Genomic DNA, 17,042 nt, shown 5'->3' on the forward strand with positions numbered 1-17,042 from the left:
CAAAGACAGAACGTAAAAACTGAATACAAGACGATAGATGAAAACAGTTAGCACACGCTGTCAGTGACGAATTTTACCCCTTGACAAAGGGTGGCCTCATAAGTGTTGGCGGAACTATTTCCTTCTTGGTGTAATCAGGGTTTGAACACTCAGTTTCACCAGAAGAGCTGATATTTCCGCTTTGTCCTATTCCTTCCGTTTTTTTTCGGCGGTGGCTTTTTTTTCTATGGGCTCGTTTTCCGAATACTCTCTGTTCTCAAGCCCTCGCCGTTTCCTGCTCGTCAACAGTGCTTACTCGTTCGACTTCAGCTTCTTCGCCAACCAGGCAAGGCCACCTCCCACAACCACCAACGAAATACCCGCGCTCCCACTGAGAATGAGCTGAATCTGCTGGTACGCACCGGTTCCACTAAGCGTGTGTGACGATGTGATCATAGCGAAGCCCCATATGCAAGAGTTGACTATGATAATCACTGGAATGATCACTGCCGGTTTATTCATGTGATTTCTACCTTCCTGTTGGTGGAATTATTTCCTCTATCCTGGTCCGGTTTCCTGTTCCTATTTTCAGCGACGGCTTTTTGTTCTATGGGCCCGTTCTCCGATTGCTCTCTGTTCTCAAGGCGTCGCTGTTTTCTGCTCGTCAACAATGATTGAACAGCTGCTGTTCAATTCTCCTTCTGGTTTAACAGTTTGAGAATACAGTACAGAATACTGGGAGTCAAGACGAATATATTGACATAATGCAGTAAACAAATGCATACTAACACTGCGAAAAACGTTGTTTAACAGTTGCTGTTGAAGTAAGGAGCGAAATTATAAGCAAGGTCGACTGGAAGAGTTTGAGCAGTCCATGGTTGTTTGATTGTCCTTGCAGAATATCAGGAAGGGCAATCATCCATAACATCACAGCTTGATTTTATAGCAGTTATCAGTTATCAGAGTTGTTCAGAATTCTTTTCTATTTCGCGTATGTGGTGCTCAATCGGGATACAAATGCTTATGTTATTATTCAATCTAGACTCTCAATACTGAACGGGGATTTGAATGAGAAATTATCTGACGAACAGAATCCGGAGTCTTTTCGGGAGGAAAACGCCAGATAGAAAAGAGAAGAAAATCAGACTGGGGCTTGCTCTGGGTGGAGGAGGAGCAAGGGGGCTTGCGCATATACCAATTCTGGAGCTTCTTGATGAAATGAAAATCAGGCCATGCTGCATTGCCGGTACGAGCATAGGTGCTGTAATGGGAGCTCTGTATGCATCTGGTCTGAGTGGTTCAGATATTCGTAGCCTAGTACGGGATACAATTATCAGAAAGGATGATTCCGCGGTAGAAATACTCAAGGATATCAAGAGGTTTGTTAAATTCCTGGACGTTGACTTCCTTGGACCGGGGATTTTCAAAGGTGACTCAATTATGAAGTATTTCTACGATGCCATTAAGATAGACAATTTCGATAACCTTGAGATACCACTGAAGGTTGTCACCACAGATTTCTGGGCATCTAGCCAGGTGGTCATTTCCTCCGGGAAACTTCTGCAGGGGGTCAAGGCAAGTATGGGACTGCCCGGACTTTTTACCCCTGTGAAATATGGAGATCAGATTCTTATTGACGGTGGTGGAGTGAATCCGATTCCATGGGATGTTCTGGATGATTGCGACGTAGTTGTTGCTGTAGATGTTCTGGGATATGCAGAATCCGTATCCGGAAACCATCCCAATGCGGTCAAGGCAGTTCTGAACATGTTCGATATAATGCAGAAATCGATTGTTGAAGCCAGAAAGAAATCAGAGAGGCCTGACATTTACATTAAACCTGAAATAAGAAATATCGGGATTCTTGAGTTTAACAGGGCAGAGGAAATATATGCATGTGCTGAAACTGCCTGCAGTGAACTTAGAATGAAACTGATGGAGTTTTACCCGGAAATGGGGTCTGGATAGTTACAATGCTTATTTCTGTGCTATTATGTCAGCTGCGCATACTGCCGGGTTGGTATAATGCGATTTGTTGTTGACCTTTAGAATTCCATATCTGATCGCATTTTCAGGGCACCAGTGAATACACGCGAAACACTCGGCACAGCTGTCTCCGAACGATACATTACTATCATGAACAGTGATGTTATTCACAGGGCATATACGTTCGCAGATTCCGCAGTGCGTACAATCTGATGTAATTCGCTTACGTTCGGTCCCGAAGATTTTTCTGAGCACGAATGAACCGACTAAGCCGTTCACACCAAGCAGTGGCGAGCCGCTTCCTGGTAATGGTACAGAGTGTTTCTTCAGAACCATTGATGAGATATTTTCCACTGTCCGGGGCATTGACTCATGCATTTCCGGCTGCTTCCTGATTGGTGTCTTCAGTGCGATACTATTGTCAGGGAGGACTATTCCGAATCCTGCATTAAGTTTTGCGCCTTTTTCTGAAAGCAGCGTATTCAAGGAATGAAATGCTCTTCCAGGAGTAACACCGTAATGGATAACTGCGAAAACGAAAGCATTCTTTTTAATGGAGAGCTTTTTAGTGAAGTTCCTTACAATATCCGGTATATCCATGTAGTAAGTGGGAGCGATGAAGCCTATGACTTCCGAATCATCCCTGACTTCGGCATCATCAAGATATCTTGCTATTGGTAAAGGCTCAGCATCATTAAGGTGCTTCTGCAGTTCCCGAACGATTGCAATCGAGTTCCCAGTGCCGGAGAAGTAGTAAAGATTCATAATTCATAATCCTTCAGAAATGGGTGTTTGTCAGTATTCATGAATATTCCTCTTCATCACCCCTCCGGTAAAGGCAGACTGCGGGAAAGAGTAAGACTACTTCCCGGATACCGTGATGTCACCCACCTGAATCCAGGGCAGTATCTCGCTTCCGAAGTCGATTCTCTCTTTGGAAATTCGCCTGATGTTCTTGAGAACCCTGCTGAGATTACCGGAAATCATGGTTTCCCTGACAGGGTAGAGTATTTCACCATTCTCAATATAGTAACTGTTCTTGCATACTCCAGAGAAATCTCCGTTATCACTCGGGTTGCCACCTGAGAACCTGCACATCAGAATTCCTTTTTTCACAGAGGAAACCATCTCCTCAAAAGAGTGTTTTCCAGCATCGATTATATACGCATCGCCACTGTTCACTGCTTTCGGTTTTCCTGTTTTGTTCGCGCCGTAAAGACTGAGGAGGAAGGTTTTCAGCACACCCTTCTCAATAATGGTACTGTTCATGGCTTCGTACCCGTCCGCAGTGAAGAAGTATCCATCAGCTATCTCATCGGATACCGGCCTTGAGTGAAGGGTCAGTTGCGGATCGGCAATCGGTTCATTAAGGGAATCCTTATAGATTGAAGTCCCGCTGATAAGTGGATAATCACTCAGAAACATGGTGATATAGGATAAGAAATCATCCATACAATCAGGTGTAATGATAATATCACCTGTGAACTTCCCCGATATCTCCTTTGTGCTGATCTGTTCAGTGGATTGTCTCATGAGGGTGTCGATAGAACCGTATTCACGAAGTTCCATGTCGAGATTCCCCGATGAGAATCCCGAGTAGTTGAAGGAGGATATTTCCGAGCCATCCTTTGAAGTGAATATGGGGGAGAAGTTGTAGATACCCCGTGAGGATTCGAAATAGACTCCGTTCGAATTACGGAAGTAGCTTTTCTTTGATACGAAATCCAGAATAGCCTGCTCGAGTATCAGGGACGGATAGGTTTCACGGCTGTATTCAAGAAAAGCGGTAATCCTGTCATACATCAGATCGAGATTCGATTCCGATTCCCCTTTTTGAAATACCTTCGAGGGCTGCAGTTCCGAGATGTCGTTAGCGCTGTCAGCTTCAGAGGATTCAGCCAGATCATGTACTTCCTGTACAGCCCTGTCTATTGATTCCGCATCGGTCTTGTTTAAGAAGATCGAACCCTTTTTATCGTCTATTATCCCCATCATGTATAGAGATGTGTCAATAGTTGTTCTCAGAAGGCTGATCTCTCCGCCATCCACGTTGAATTCATCCTTGCTGCTGTCTCGAAGTGCGCATTGAGCCTTTTGAATACCGGTCTTCAGCATGGCTTCAATACAGTAGTCCAAGATGTCTTTTCTGTTACTCATTACCTGCCTCCGATATTTACTCTGCATTTAATTGACGGACCGCCCATACCCACCGGAATAGGTTGCTTCTTGCCGCACATTCCAGCGCATGTCCATTTCATCTCATCCGATACTGCAGTGACCGTCTTGAGCATATCGAATGCTATTCCAGAGATAGTAGTGTCTCTGATAGCTTTTCCCAGTTTGCCGTTTTTGATCTCGTAACCCTGAATAATACCGAACATGAACTCACTGGTGGAATCAGCTTGTCCATTGCTCGGTTTCATGAGGTAGTATCCGTCCTGAACCGAGGAGATCATGTCTTCGAGTTTGCTCTTCCCCGGAAGAATTGCTGTATTCCTCATTCTGATAATAGGTTCATCACTGAAACGGTAAGCCCGAGCGTTTCCTTTCGGTTCGTCATCGAACAGGATTGAAGTCTCCTTGTTGTGCATGAAGCGTTTCAGGACTCCTCCATCGATAAGCACGACATCTTTTGCTTCGGTACCTTCATCATCGACGAATACCGGTACAGGGCAGAGCTTTCCATAAGCTGAATTCGCGAAATCGACCATCGTTATAAGCGGGCTTGCAACCTCCTGATTAAGGTAATCGCCGGCTATCGATCCCCCTCTAACACCATCGGCTTCAGTTGTGTGTCCTATTGCCTCATGAGCGAGGATCCCAGCCACGTCGGCATCAAGGATGCATTCCTTTATCCCGGCATCAGGGTATATCCCTTCAGCTTTCCGGCGGAGGTGGCTGTAATACTGATCCATCTGCTCAAAAAGTAAATCCGGGGTGGTGAAGACATCCTCGAACTGTCCCGGACCACCATAGATGTCGAATAACTCAATCAACTGGCCATCGCGTTCGGTAGACATCGAGATATACATGATCGACTTTGGCGTCATCGAATAGGCTGAAGATCCATCTGAGGTCAGAAGTGATTTTTCCATATCAAGAAGTCCCAGAGCAACCGTTCTTGAACTTATCTCCTTGAATTCATGCAGTATTCTGGAATCGATTTCCCTGACAAAATCGATAATATCCTTCTGCGATTTTCTGGCTTTTGTGGTTGAGTAATCACGAATACCATTCCCCAGTGTCACAGGCAGTGATTTTCCGCCTTTGTTCTCCCTGCTGCCAAGGAACTTGGCATTCCTTGTAGCAAAGGCTATTACCTTCCTGATGTTCTTATCATTTATCTCAGGATCGGAAGCGAATCCCCATACTCCGTTACTGTAAGTTCTCGCGGAAACTCCGCTGGAAGAGGCTCTGCTGTTGCCCATTACATCACCATTTACGACAGCGATATTGACTGAACGATTTTCCTGGACGCGAAGCTCCGTGTATTCAGTGAACAGGTTTGAATAACCGCAAAGTTCTTTTGGAATCATCGGACATCCTTCCTCTGACTGTATTCAATATTTGAGAGGCATTATCTGTGATGAATGCCCTTCGGTATTTTCAATGTAAGTGAATTATACAAAACAAATGCAAATCGCAAGTGATTAAAACCATAACAGGTTGATGTTCCCGGACTGTCCGGATTGAATCAAACATGTGTTTGAGCATACTTCATGAAGATGCCAGGCTCTTCGATCGATGCCACAAGAGCTTCCAGGCCAAGTTCTTTCTCCAGTTGTGCGGATATAATAGCTCCGTAACGGTACCACAATCGTTCGCCAGAGGACATGGCGGCAAGAGTAGCGCTGATCTCACCATCAGTCAGTGACTCCTTTTCGGTAATTGAATCGCAGATATTCCAAAATCTCATCATGATATTCAAACATCTTACAGGATCGTAATAGAATCTGTAATCATCATTATCTTCCAGATGACCCTCTGCTTTTCTCCTGTTATAAGCAGAATGGACTGCCATACCTTCCATCTGAGTCATGAAGAAGATCAGATCGAGCAGACCCTGGACGGTGCGCAGACTTTTCCGGATGGGCGGCATCGTGCGAAATGAGAGAAATCCGAGATGATGAACCTCATGTGTCAGGTAATACCCGACATCGTCCGGATGGTTGATGAAATGCTGATGAGAGATATTGATGGCTACATCAGGTGGAGCTACGATCCCGATGTCGTAACCGGCCACAAAGAATATTTTACCGGATAACCGTGTTTTCCCTGGGAGATACCGAAGTGCTTCTTTGGAATACTCGATGATATCATTATAGCGATTCTCCCATTTTTCCATCAGAAGATGTGCTCCGTTTCTGTCAGGAATATTCTCAAGCACACCTGAAAGAAGGATATCTCCATCCGGAGAGGGATTTCCGCTCAATATCTGATGGCGAATGAGAGCATCGAAAGCTGGTAATTCAAAGAGACCGGCAGGGAAGCTGTCCGGATCGGATTCCAGTATTCTCCTTGCGAAGTTCCAGTCCGGAGTCATACTGAACATCGGTTTGTCCCGAATAACGTGAAAATGTACTCTTCTATCATCTGACCTCTTGTGCAGTATTGTTAAGCTCTGTCCGATACAATGATTATACAAAATCTATCTATAACCTCTTTGCCCGGAGAGTGTGAGCGGTTATCTTCTTTCTCCGGGTACTTCAACAGATGAATGAAACGAGGGTCATGAGCAGAATTCTGCTGGTCAATCCGCAGTCAGCAATCGGCGTATACGACAGGAGCAAGATCAGGGTTGCTATTACAGCTGCTCCGTTCGTAACACTGGCAAGTCTGGCCGGAGCGCTTCTGTCCGCTGATCATGATGTCAGAATTGCTGACCTGATGATTGAAAGGGATCCCATTCGAGCATATCGGGATATCCTCAGTTCTTTCAGACCTGAGTATGTTGGAATAACATTCACGACTCCGCTTTACAGCGAGGCTCGTGAACTGGCTGATATCGCTAAAAATATCATTCCTGATGTCGTGACAATGTGCGGAGGCATACATGCGACCTCCATGCCCCGCGAGGTTCTTGAGGAGAGCCGATTCGATATCGTGACTATCGGTGAGGGTGAGAGGACTATTGTTGACATTTGCGGAGGGATGGAGTGGAAGGATATTTCAGGTATAGCTTTCGGAACCGGTACTGACTACACGATAACGGTCTGCAGGGAGATGATCGCTGATCTTGATGATCTTCCATATCCCGCCTGGCATCTTCATAATCTTGAGTACTATTATTCCCCGCATATTGCCTCGCGTCAGAATCCGGTCGGGTACATGGAGACAAATCGAGGGTGTAATCATTTCTGCACATTCTGCAGTCAGAACGTTTTTGGACATGAAGTACGTTCTAAATCATCTGAACGGGTTGTTGACGAAATGTTCCGGATGCTGGAGGCGGGTTTCAGGGATATTCATGTTAAGGATGATAATTTCACTGCTGATATTGAGCGAGCTAAAGAAGTATGCAGGCTTCTTATTGAAAAACGTTTTCCCGCTCCATGGGCGCTTCCCACTGGAGTTAATATCCATGATGTTGACAGCGAGTTTTTTAAACTCGCAAAAAGGGCTGGCTGTTACCAGGTTTCGTTCGGAATTGAAAGCGGAGTTGAGCAGATTCTTAATAACGTCAACAAGTACCAGTCACCTGAGAGAATAAGGAATGCAGTGACTCTCGCCCATGAGGCCGGTCTTGAAACTGTTGGGTTTTTCATGATCGGGCTTCCCGGAGATACTGTTGAGACCATAAATGAGACCATAAAATTCGCAAAGAGTCTTCCACTTACTTACGCAAAAGCCTCCATGACTCTTCCGTTCCCTTCGTCGGCACTTTTCAGACAGATCGATAAGGAGGGCAGAATACTTTCCAGGGACTGGGACAGGTACAATTTTCATTCAACAACCGAGGTATGGGAGCACGAGAACCTCGACTGGGATACAATACAGCATTACTATGCCTTATTCCACAGGAAGTTCTATTTCCGCCCATCATATATATGGAAGAGATTCTGGAGAGATATCCGAATGGGACAGCTTCTTGATGATATCCGGGCTGTTTTAAAAAATGATTGGTCAGGCTAGAAGCCATGGTGGGATTCTTTCTTCGAAACTGGGCTGTTATCCTTCTTTCAGCAATGATGATTCTTCTTATTACATTGCTGTTCGATACTTCCTGGCCTGTTGCGTATGTTCAGGTATTATCGGTACCTTCCGGTGCCGAAATATCGGATGGAGAGGGTTTCTACTGGATAACACCTGCCCGGATACCTGTGCAGCATGATGGTTTGAGTGTTACTTTAACATATCCTGGCCACGTGCCTGTAGACGCTTTTCTCGTTCCGGACATGTCATGTGAGAAAGTTATTATTCACCTTCCTTACCAGTTCTCAGTGGATCTTTCAAGTGAGCCTTCCGGAGCTTCAATTCAACTGGATGGCTCATTCTGCGGGTACACTCCCGCGCGGGTATTTCTTAATTCTCCGGGGATTCATCAGGTTATTCTGGTTGTTGATGAAATGATTGTTCTTGAAGACAGTTTCTCTCTTCTCTCCAATACTCCACGCAGTTTTCACTGGGTTCTTCCTGAACAGTATTCAGATGATCTGATACTGGTCCCTTCCGGAGCTGCCGGTACCGTGCGGTTATCCAGCATAAACGAACCTGTAGATACACTTGCAGCGTATCTGATCTCAAGATATGAAGTAACTAACTCTGAATTCCTTAGATATCTCAGTGAGCTGGAAGAATCCCCTGTGAAAGACACATCAAACCGGTGGGGGAGAACTGATACGATTGAAGAGATCTTCCAGGGTGACTATCCCATACCATTTGATATCAGTCCTTCGGGAGAATGGGCTATTAGGGATGGACTTGAAGAGTATCCGGTAACAGGACTTTCTTTCAAGGCTGCTGAAGCGTACTGCATGTGGCTTTCTTCTAATGATACTCTGGGGCTGTTATACAGACTTCCTGAAGAGGAAGAATGGCTCGCAGCTGCGATTGCCGGAGGATCGGGACCCTGGCCATGGGGTTCGAGGAGACCTGACGGGAGCCTGCTTAACCTGTCTGACAGTAATGAAGAACTTCTCATGAGACACCCTTCCATAGAGGACGGTTTTACTCATGCAGCGCCAGTCGGAAACTATCCGGCAAACGCGTGGGGGCTCTATGATACAGCAGGAAACGTCTGGGAATGGTGTCAGCCTGTGCATCCGGATTCTTCTCCTGTTGTACGAGGCGGGAGCTGGCTATCCTCAATGGAGGACTGCAAATGTGAGGCAAGATTGCGGCCGGAACCAGGGCTTGGGTATCCATACATCGGTTTTAGGATAGTCGCATCATTTAATAATTGAATAATATTAAACTTCCCTCTTTTCAATGACTCCTGACTGTATTATTGATGAATGGGGTTGTTTTCCGATTGCACGGGCTTTGTTTCTACTTATTCAATGAGGGGCAGATATGAAATTTGACATCTCTGGAGAAGCACTTCTCGAGGAACAGGATTTATCCAGTATTCCTGAAGCGCTGATGAAGATCGCTGAAAAGTATCCTGAGAGAATTGCATTCAGGGAACCGGACAACCAGGGCAATTACCGATCAATAACATTTCATGATCTGCGAAGGAAAATTGACTCCCTAGCCAGGGCCCTTCTTGACAGAGAGGAAAAGCCGGTCGTGGGAATTACCGGCATGAACAGCGTTGCCTGGGCTATAACATATCTCGCTACGCTGAGAGCGGGAGGCATAGTCGTTCCCATTGACAGAGAGCTTCCTGTACCTGAAATGCTTACAATTCTGCATTATTCAGGCGCGAATATTATCTTTTTTGATGAAAAATACGCGGACGATTTTATTGAAATACTCTCCAGCCGTAATATCAGGATGGTTGCGATGAACACCGCGCACTGCAAGGGAATTCCGGTATTCAATGACCTGATCCGTGAAGGAGCCGGAAGTTCAGTTCATCTGCCGGATACATGGGATTGTGATGCTCCGGCTTCCATCTGCTATACATCCGGAACTACAGGTCAGGCTAAGGGTGTTGTACTGTCTCAAAATAACATTCTCTCCAATGTCAAACAGATGAGACAGATAGTAGATATTTCCATTGATGATGTCTTCCTTTCGATTCTTCCGGTACATCATACATTTGAATGCACATGCGGTTTTCTGTTTCCGGTGACAAACGGATCAACGATTTACATCTGCAGAGGTATCAGGTATGTGGCTGAGGATATGGCGAATTCAAAGGCGACAATTCTGATGGCTGTACCACTGCTGTGGGAAGCCATGTACAGAAAAATATTCGGAGCGATTCAATCCATGAAGGGCGGTCCGCTTAAATATCGCCTGGGACTTACGATTGCCTCAGTGGGTGAGGTTCTCGGAAGAAGAGGAATCAGAAAGAAAGTATTCTCGAAGGTTCACGATAAACTTGGCGGAACCATGAGGCTTTGTATTTCCGGAGGAGCCGGCATCTCTCCGGATGTAGTTGATGGTTTTCTGAAACTTGGGTTTCCCTTCATTCAGGGGTATGGCCTCACTGAAACCGCTCCGATTATATCCGTTAACAGGGAACAGGCAAACAGAATCGGTTCGGTGGGACCGGTTCTTCCAGGAGTTTCAGTTAAAATCGAAAACCCTGATATAGAAGGAAATGGAGAAATCATTACCAGAGGACCAAATGTAATGAAAGGGTATTTCAACAATCCGGAGGCTACCGCTGAGGTTCTTTCTGATGACGGATGGTTCAGAACGGGTGATTATGGCCACATTGATGACGATGGGTATTTGTTTATAACCGGTCGGAAAAAGAACGTAATCATCGCGAAGAACGGGAAAAACGTTTATCCTGAAGAAATTGAGCTGAAGATAGGTCAGGATCTCAATATCCTTGAATGCATGGCTACCGGAAAGAAGACAGAAGCCAAAGGTGAGGAGATATGGCTTATCATCGTACCGAACATGGAGAAATTCATTGAATACGCTGAAGAAAGCAACTTCAGTCTCACAACTGAATATCTTGCTGAATACATGAAGAAAGTTGTACGTGATTTCAATTCATCTCAGCCAATATACAAACGTATTGCGCGATTCATCATCAGAGAGGACGAATTCCCCAAGACAACCACCAGGAAGGTTCGCAGGAAGGAAGTTCTCAGAGAAGCCGGACTTGAGGAAGAAGTCTCTTACAGGGTATAGCTTGAAGCGACCCGGTCTATTATATACCAATTTGGTCGGAAATATTGTTTTTCCTGAAAGAAAGGCGTGAAATGACTGATGAGGTAAGAAGGTGCGCCCGGTGTATTCTTCCTGAGAATTACCCGAATATTGATTTTGATGAGAACGGTGTCTGCAGGGTCTGCAGGGAATATGATGAAAAGTACTCCGGAATAGACTGGGCTGCAAGAGAGAGAAAACTGGCGAAGATGATGGATCGATACCGGGGTAAGGGCAAGGGTAAATATGACTGCATGGTCCCTTTCAGCGGAGGTAAGGATTCAACGTATTGCCTCTGGCTCCTGAAGTCCAGGTACGGGATGACTCCTCTTGCATTCAATCTGGATAACGGATTTGCCGAGGAAGGAGCCCAGCTCTTCGTAAAAAGCGGGGCTGACAGGCTGGGTGTTGACCTCTACACTTATTCCCCCTCGAAGGAGTTCCTTTACGAAGTATACGGTCACTCACTGCGCCAGACAGGTGAATTCTGCTCTGCATGTGTTGTACTTATTCCCACAACAATATTCAGGATAGCAGACATCCACGGGATAAGGCTCATAGCAGGCGGATTCAGTGACATCACCGAGGCTCCACCTCCTGAGTACGCATACATGGACAGAGTCTGCTTCTGGAACATCATGAAGGACCGGTTCTCCAGGAAGAGCCTGGCCTGGGATTTCTTCTTTCCAAGCTGGAAGAGGATGTTCGGAGTGAAGTACTTCAACCTGCCGGATTACATCGAATGGGATCTTCCCATGATCTACGAGACCCTCAACAGGGAGCTGGACTATAACAGGTCCATGTCCGATATCAGATACGATTGCCTGGGTACACCACACTCCAGTTATCTGTTCAGGAGAAAAGCGGGCTTCGGCAAGTACGAGTATCTCTATTCAAACATGATAAGAGCGGGAGTAATCGATAGAGAGGAAGCTCTCGCTATAGTAATGGAACGGGAAGCATTCAAGCTACCAGAGGGTTTTGAGGAGTTTGTCAGTAAATTCGGAACCGACTGCTCCATTCTCGAGGAGACGAAGGACAAAAGCGTGTTTGATTTCCCCGGGAGGAAGAAGGGAATCCGGAATCTCGCCATAAAGATTCGGGAAATGCTTCCCTGAAAGCACATAGTGGTATTCTAGAAAATCGGGCTTCGGAGTTGGCGATTAAAAAACCAGCATCGTGAGATATTAATTATTCTGATCTCCGGGCATTTTGTTAATTACAGACTGTATAATATGATACGAGCTTCAATTCGTTTTCATCTATATTATTGGTGGTTTATTCTCGGAGGAGCGGAGATACTCCTGCGGAAGCAGGAGACAACCACTTGAATCATCAATATACAGGGTATTTACCGCATTCGTTAAATAGCATATTATGCGGGCCAGGGTAGCGAATCGAATGTCTTGGAATTATACTATATGATGTGGTGGAATATTACTGAATACAGAACATATGGTATAAAATGAACAAAACACAGGATCTCGCTGAATTCAGCTCGGTTTACGATGAGAGCAAAGTCAAAACACTTTCCTCAATTGAACATATACGCCTTCGAACCGGTATGTATATCGGTCGTATTGGAGACGGATCTCATCCAGACGATGGTATTTATATCCTCTTCAAGGAGGTAATAGACAATTCGGTTGATGAATTTATCATGGGATGCGGGAAGCGTATCAAAGTCAGGCAGGGGAACGGTTCTCTTTCCGTGCGGGACTATGGCAGGGGAATTCCGTTGGGCAAGCTGGTTGAATGTGTTTCGAAGATCAATACAGGAGCCAAGTATAACACGGATGTCTTCATGTTCAGTGTAGGACTGAACGGAATCGGAACCAAGGCAGTTAACGCATTGTCAGAGCGTTTCAGGGTGGTAGCCTATCGTGACGGTGAATATCGGGAGGTTGTATTCTGCAGAGGAGAGCTTAAGAGTGATGTAACCGGCACCACCACAAAGAGGAACGGGACTCTGGTGGAATTCACGCCTGATACAGAAATCTTTGGAGACTACGCGTTCAGGGAGGAGTTCCTGCAGGATAGATGCCAGCACTACGCGTATCTGAATGCCGGACTCAAGATTCAGATGGATGGACAGACATTTATATCCGAAGATGGTCTGAAGGATCTGCTGTACGATGAAGCAGGTGATACTGCAATATATCCGGTGATATTCTTCCGAATGAAAACATTGGAGTTTGTCCTTACTCATACAACTGATTTCGGTGAGAGGTATCTGTCTTTTGCCAATGGACAGTACACTTCCAGCGGAGGTACTCATCTTTCGGCATTCAAGGAGGGCGTAACCAAGGGGATCAATTCCTTCACAGGTGAAAGCTATTCGGGTCAGGATGTTCGAGAGGGAATAATCGCCGCGATTTCAATTCGACTGAAGGAGCCGGTTTTCGAATCTCAAACCAAGACCAGGCTTGGTAACAGTGACATCAGGGGATGGATAGTAAATACGGTCAAGACCGAACTCGAACAGCATCTTCACAGGAACCCGAAAGATGCTGAAATCCTGGTCAATAAAGTTAAGACAAATAAGAAAGTACGCACAGAACTCAGCAACGTGAAGAAAAAAGCCAGACAGCAGGCCAAGAAGATCGCTCTGAGAATTCCAAATCTGAGGGATTGCAAAATCCACCTTGGCGACTCCGATCCCAGGGCGGAGGAAAGCTCAATATTTCTCACTGAGGGGGCAAGTGCTGCCGGAAGCATTATTTCAAGCCGGGACGTGTATACGCAGGCTGTTTTCGCCCTGAGAGGCAAACCGCTGAACTGTTACGGCCACCGTCAGGACACTGTTTACAAGAACGAAGAGATTTACAACATCATGAGAGTCCTGAATATTGAGAATGATATCGAAGGACTGAGGTATAACAGGATAATTCTCGCTACAGATGCTGATATCGATGGAATGCACATCAGAAATCTGCTGCTTACTTTATTTCTGCACTTCTTCGAAGGCCTTGTTTTTGATGAGCACCTGTTCATTCTGTCGACACCGTTATTCCGTGTCAGAAACAAGAAGGAAACGTTATACTGCTACAGCGAGAAGGAGCGGGACAAAGCGATTGAGAAGATTGGCAGGAAAGCTGAGGTCACACGATTCAAAGGCCTAGGTGAGATATCACCAAAGGAATTCGGTCAGTTCATTGGCCCGGATATCAGACTTGAGCCGGTTCGAATAACCCGCCTGAAAGAAATACCTGACATGCTAAGATTCTACATGGGCAAGAATACTCCGGAAAGACGCGCATTCATTATGGAGAATCTCATATGAGCGATACCAGCCTGAAGAAGCTATTCAACAGAAATTTCCTTGAATATGCTTCTTACGTGATAAAGGACAGAGCCATACCAGATGATGCTGATGGACTCAAGCCGGTCCAGCGCAGGATACTCTGGTCCCTGTTCGAGATGGACGATGGAAGGTTCAGCAAGGTTGCCAATGTCATCGGTCACTGCATGAAATACCATCCCCACGGTGATCAATCCATAGGAGACGCGCTGGTTTCACTCGCGAACAGAGGCTTTTTCATCGAGCGTCAAGGGAACTTCGGGAATATTTTTACAGGTGATCGGGCTTCCGCGCCAAGGTACATTGAGTGCAGGCTTACCGATCTTGCAAGAGAAACCCTCTTCAACAAGAGGATAACGGATTTTTCCCCGAGCTATGACGGCAGAAACAGTGAACCTCTTTTATTACCTGTTAAACTTCCTGTTGTTCTCCTTCTAGGCGCTGAGGGTATTGCGGTTGGCCTGTCGACACGGATCCTGCCTCACAATTTTCAGGAAGTTCTGAAGGCTCAGATTGCGTGCCTCCGGGATCAGGAATTCGAGCTGTTTCCCGATTTTCCTCAGGGTGGAAGAATTGACGTAACAGATTACGATGACGGCAGGGGAAGGTTAAGAAACAGAGCCAGGATAGAGAAGCAGGGTCAGAAGAATCTTGTTATCAGAGAACTTCCATGGGGTACGACGACCGAATCGATAATCAGCTCGATTGAACTGGCCGCAAACAAGGGTAAAATAAAAGTAGCATCAATTGATGACTACACAACAGATTCGGTCGAGATCAATGTAAGGCTTTCCAGAGGAGTCGATGCCGAAGAAGGGCTCAAACTGCTTTTTGCGCATACTGAATGTGAAAAGCCGCACACTTCAAATATCATTGTCATTCAGGATGGATATCCGGTTGAGACTAACGTTACAGAACTCGTCCATTACAGTACCGGCAGATTGATAGAGATTCTGAAGCTTGAATTGAAGCTCGAACTGGACGATTTCCGGAACAGGCTTCACTGGCTTGATCTCGAGCAGATATTTATTGAGAACAGGCTCTACAAGAGTATCGAGGAATGCACATCCTGGGAGAACGTCCGTGACGCGGTGAGAGGCAGTCTTAAGCCTTTTATTGAAAAACAGATGATAGAGGTTACGGAAGAGGATATTGACAAGCTCCTATCTCTTAAGATTCGGAGGATATCAAGGTTTGATATCGAGAGTCACAGGGCAGAGATGAGCGATATCAAGAAGAAAATGAAGAAAACCAGGTTTCATCTTCGCAATATTGTTGAATTCGCGGTAGACTATCTGGAACGGCTTCTTGAGAAGTACGGAAAAGGCTATCCCCGCAGGACCAGCATTGAGGATTTCAGCAATATCGATGTCAAGAAAGTTGCTATCAGGCACCTGAAAGCGGGATTCAACCCCGAGACCGGATTACTTGGTACTTCCATCAAGGGTGAGAAGGCATTCAATGTTTCCGAGTACGACAGGTTCGTGTTTTTCCTGAAAAATGGGACCTATAAAGTTGTACCGGTCCAGGACAAATATTTCATTGACGGCGAAATACTCTATTGCGGAGTGCTCGACAAAAGTTTAATCTTCACAGCTGTTTACCAGCAGAAGAATACCGGAATTGCTTACATCAAGCGTTTCTGCGTGGAGAGCTTCATACTTGACAAGGAATATCGATTCGTTCCCGAAGGGGGGACTGCTGTCTTCTTCACCCACGAAAATGAAATGAAACTGGATTTCTGGTTCGAACGAACGAAGAGGATGAGAAAGAGAAAAGATGACTGTCTTATCTCAGAATACCGAGTAACCAGTGAAGGCGCGATAGGTGTACAGCTCTGCGGAAAGAAGATCATCTCAAGTATAAAAGGTGCTTCGATTGATGATGATACAACCGCAGAAGAGGGTGAGCCTGTCGCCGATTTATCTGAAGAAGAAAACGTGATTCCAGAAGAAGATGCAGTTACTGAGGCCCCCGGGAGCACCCAGCCTGTATCTCCGGAAAAGATTGATCAGAAGACGGAAGAATATCACAGGCGCGTATCAGAAGTGCTCAAGCAGGCTGAGGAAATCGTGACTCCCGATGACGATGAGGAATCCGTAGATCTGTTCGGAGCCATTCCCATAGACACCGAAGACAATACATAAAGAGCAGAAGGGTTGCTGTATCTGAGAAGCATATCGTAGGATCAGCGACAACTGATATTCCGGTGAAATTTCACAGAGCGCTTAATTGTACAGCCAATTAGAAAGGGACATATTTCCATTAATAAGGCTGGCGAAATCAAGGAACGGCTGGAGGAACACCGATTCAGAATGACGTTCGGATCATACCATGATATCGTATGAAGTAACAGTATTCAGACTTCACCGGGTATAAAAAGGTGGCAGCGATTTCTTGATGGATCATCTTCTCCGGCAAATTCAGTGGTACAAATATATTGCATGTAATCTGCAATTGACATGTTCAGATTACATGGTAATATTTACTCATGATTAACAGA

11 protein-coding genes are annotated in these 17,042 nt (G+C 45.6%); 7 read left to right on the forward strand and 4 right to left on the reverse strand.

Features of this window, described 5'->3' with window-relative positions; all coding sequences use genetic code 11:
- The first annotated feature begins 1,047 nt into the window (after nucleotides 1–1,047).
- Nucleotides 1,048–1,947 (forward strand): patatin-like phospholipase family protein, encoded by a 900-nt coding sequence (locus tag K8R76_01120; GenBank protein MCD4846773.1) that lies wholly within the window; start codon nucleotides 1,048–1,050, stop codon nucleotides 1,945–1,947.
- Between the two features lie 9 nt (nucleotides 1,948–1,956).
- Here K8R76_01120 and K8R76_01125 read toward each other — a convergent pair whose 3' ends face one another.
- The 4 genes from K8R76_01125 to K8R76_01140 form a co-directional block, all read right to left on the reverse strand.
- Nucleotides 1,957–2,730, reverse strand: coding sequence for an EFR1 family ferrodoxin (locus tag K8R76_01125; GenBank protein MCD4846774.1), 774 nt, complete (start codon nucleotides 2,728–2,730; stop codon nucleotides 1,957–1,959).
- 96 nt (nucleotides 2,731–2,826) lie between these two features.
- Nucleotides 2,827–4,122: a TldD/PmbA family protein gene (locus tag K8R76_01130; protein MCD4846775.1), complete on the reverse strand. Its 1,296-nt coding sequence runs from the start codon at nucleotides 4,120–4,122 to the stop codon at nucleotides 2,827–2,829.
- Nucleotides 4,122–5,501 (reverse strand): TldD/PmbA family protein, encoded by a 1,380-nt coding sequence (locus K8R76_01135; GenBank protein ID MCD4846776.1) that lies wholly within the window; start codon nucleotides 5,499–5,501, stop codon nucleotides 4,122–4,124. Before K8R76_01135 ends, K8R76_01130 begins: the two co-directional genes overlap by 1 nt.
- Before the next feature lie 158 nt (nucleotides 5,502–5,659).
- Complete coding sequence (locus tag K8R76_01140; protein ID MCD4846777.1) at nucleotides 5,660–6,517, reverse strand: hypothetical protein; 858 nt, start codon at nucleotides 6,515–6,517, stop codon at nucleotides 5,660–5,662.
- Between the two features lie 179 nt (nucleotides 6,518–6,696).
- Between K8R76_01140 and K8R76_01145 the strand changes: the two genes are divergently transcribed.
- The 6 genes from K8R76_01145 (at nucleotide 6,697) to K8R76_01170 (ending at nucleotide 16,686) form a co-directional block, all read left to right on the forward strand.
- A complete protein-coding gene (locus K8R76_01145) occupies nucleotides 6,697–8,097 on the forward strand; it encodes a B12-binding domain-containing radical SAM protein (GenBank protein ID MCD4846778.1) in 1,401 nt (466 codons plus the stop codon).
- Nucleotides 8,098–8,102: 5 nt separating this feature from the next.
- Nucleotides 8,103–9,368: an SUMF1/EgtB/PvdO family nonheme iron enzyme gene (locus tag K8R76_01150; GenBank protein MCD4846779.1), complete on the forward strand. Its 1,266-nt coding sequence runs from the start codon at nucleotides 8,103–8,105 to the stop codon at nucleotides 9,366–9,368.
- A 109-nt stretch (nucleotides 9,369–9,477) separates the two neighbouring features.
- Complete coding sequence (locus tag K8R76_01155) at nucleotides 9,478–11,220, forward strand: AMP-binding protein (GenBank protein MCD4846780.1); 1,743 nt, start codon at nucleotides 9,478–9,480, stop codon at nucleotides 11,218–11,220.
- Between the two features lie 71 nt (nucleotides 11,221–11,291).
- Complete coding sequence (locus tag K8R76_01160; GenBank protein ID MCD4846781.1) at nucleotides 11,292–12,356, forward strand: hypothetical protein; 1,065 nt, start codon at nucleotides 11,292–11,294, stop codon at nucleotides 12,354–12,356.
- A 347-nt stretch (nucleotides 12,357–12,703) separates the two neighbouring features.
- A complete protein-coding gene (locus K8R76_01165) occupies nucleotides 12,704–14,521 on the forward strand; it encodes a type IIA DNA topoisomerase subunit B (GenBank protein ID MCD4846782.1) in 1,818 nt (605 codons plus the stop codon).
- Nucleotides 14,518–16,686 (forward strand): DNA topoisomerase IV subunit A, encoded by a 2,169-nt coding sequence (locus K8R76_01170; protein ID MCD4846783.1) that lies wholly within the window; start codon nucleotides 14,518–14,520, stop codon nucleotides 16,684–16,686. The genes K8R76_01165 and K8R76_01170 overlap by 4 nt, the downstream gene beginning before the upstream one ends.
- Nucleotides 16,687–17,042: the final 356 nt, after the last annotated feature.

Origin of the sequence: Candidatus Aegiribacteria sp., assembly GCA_021108435.1 — a bacterium.
Lineage (GTDB): Bacteria > Fermentibacterota > Fermentibacteria > Fermentibacterales > JCC-6 > Aegiribacteria.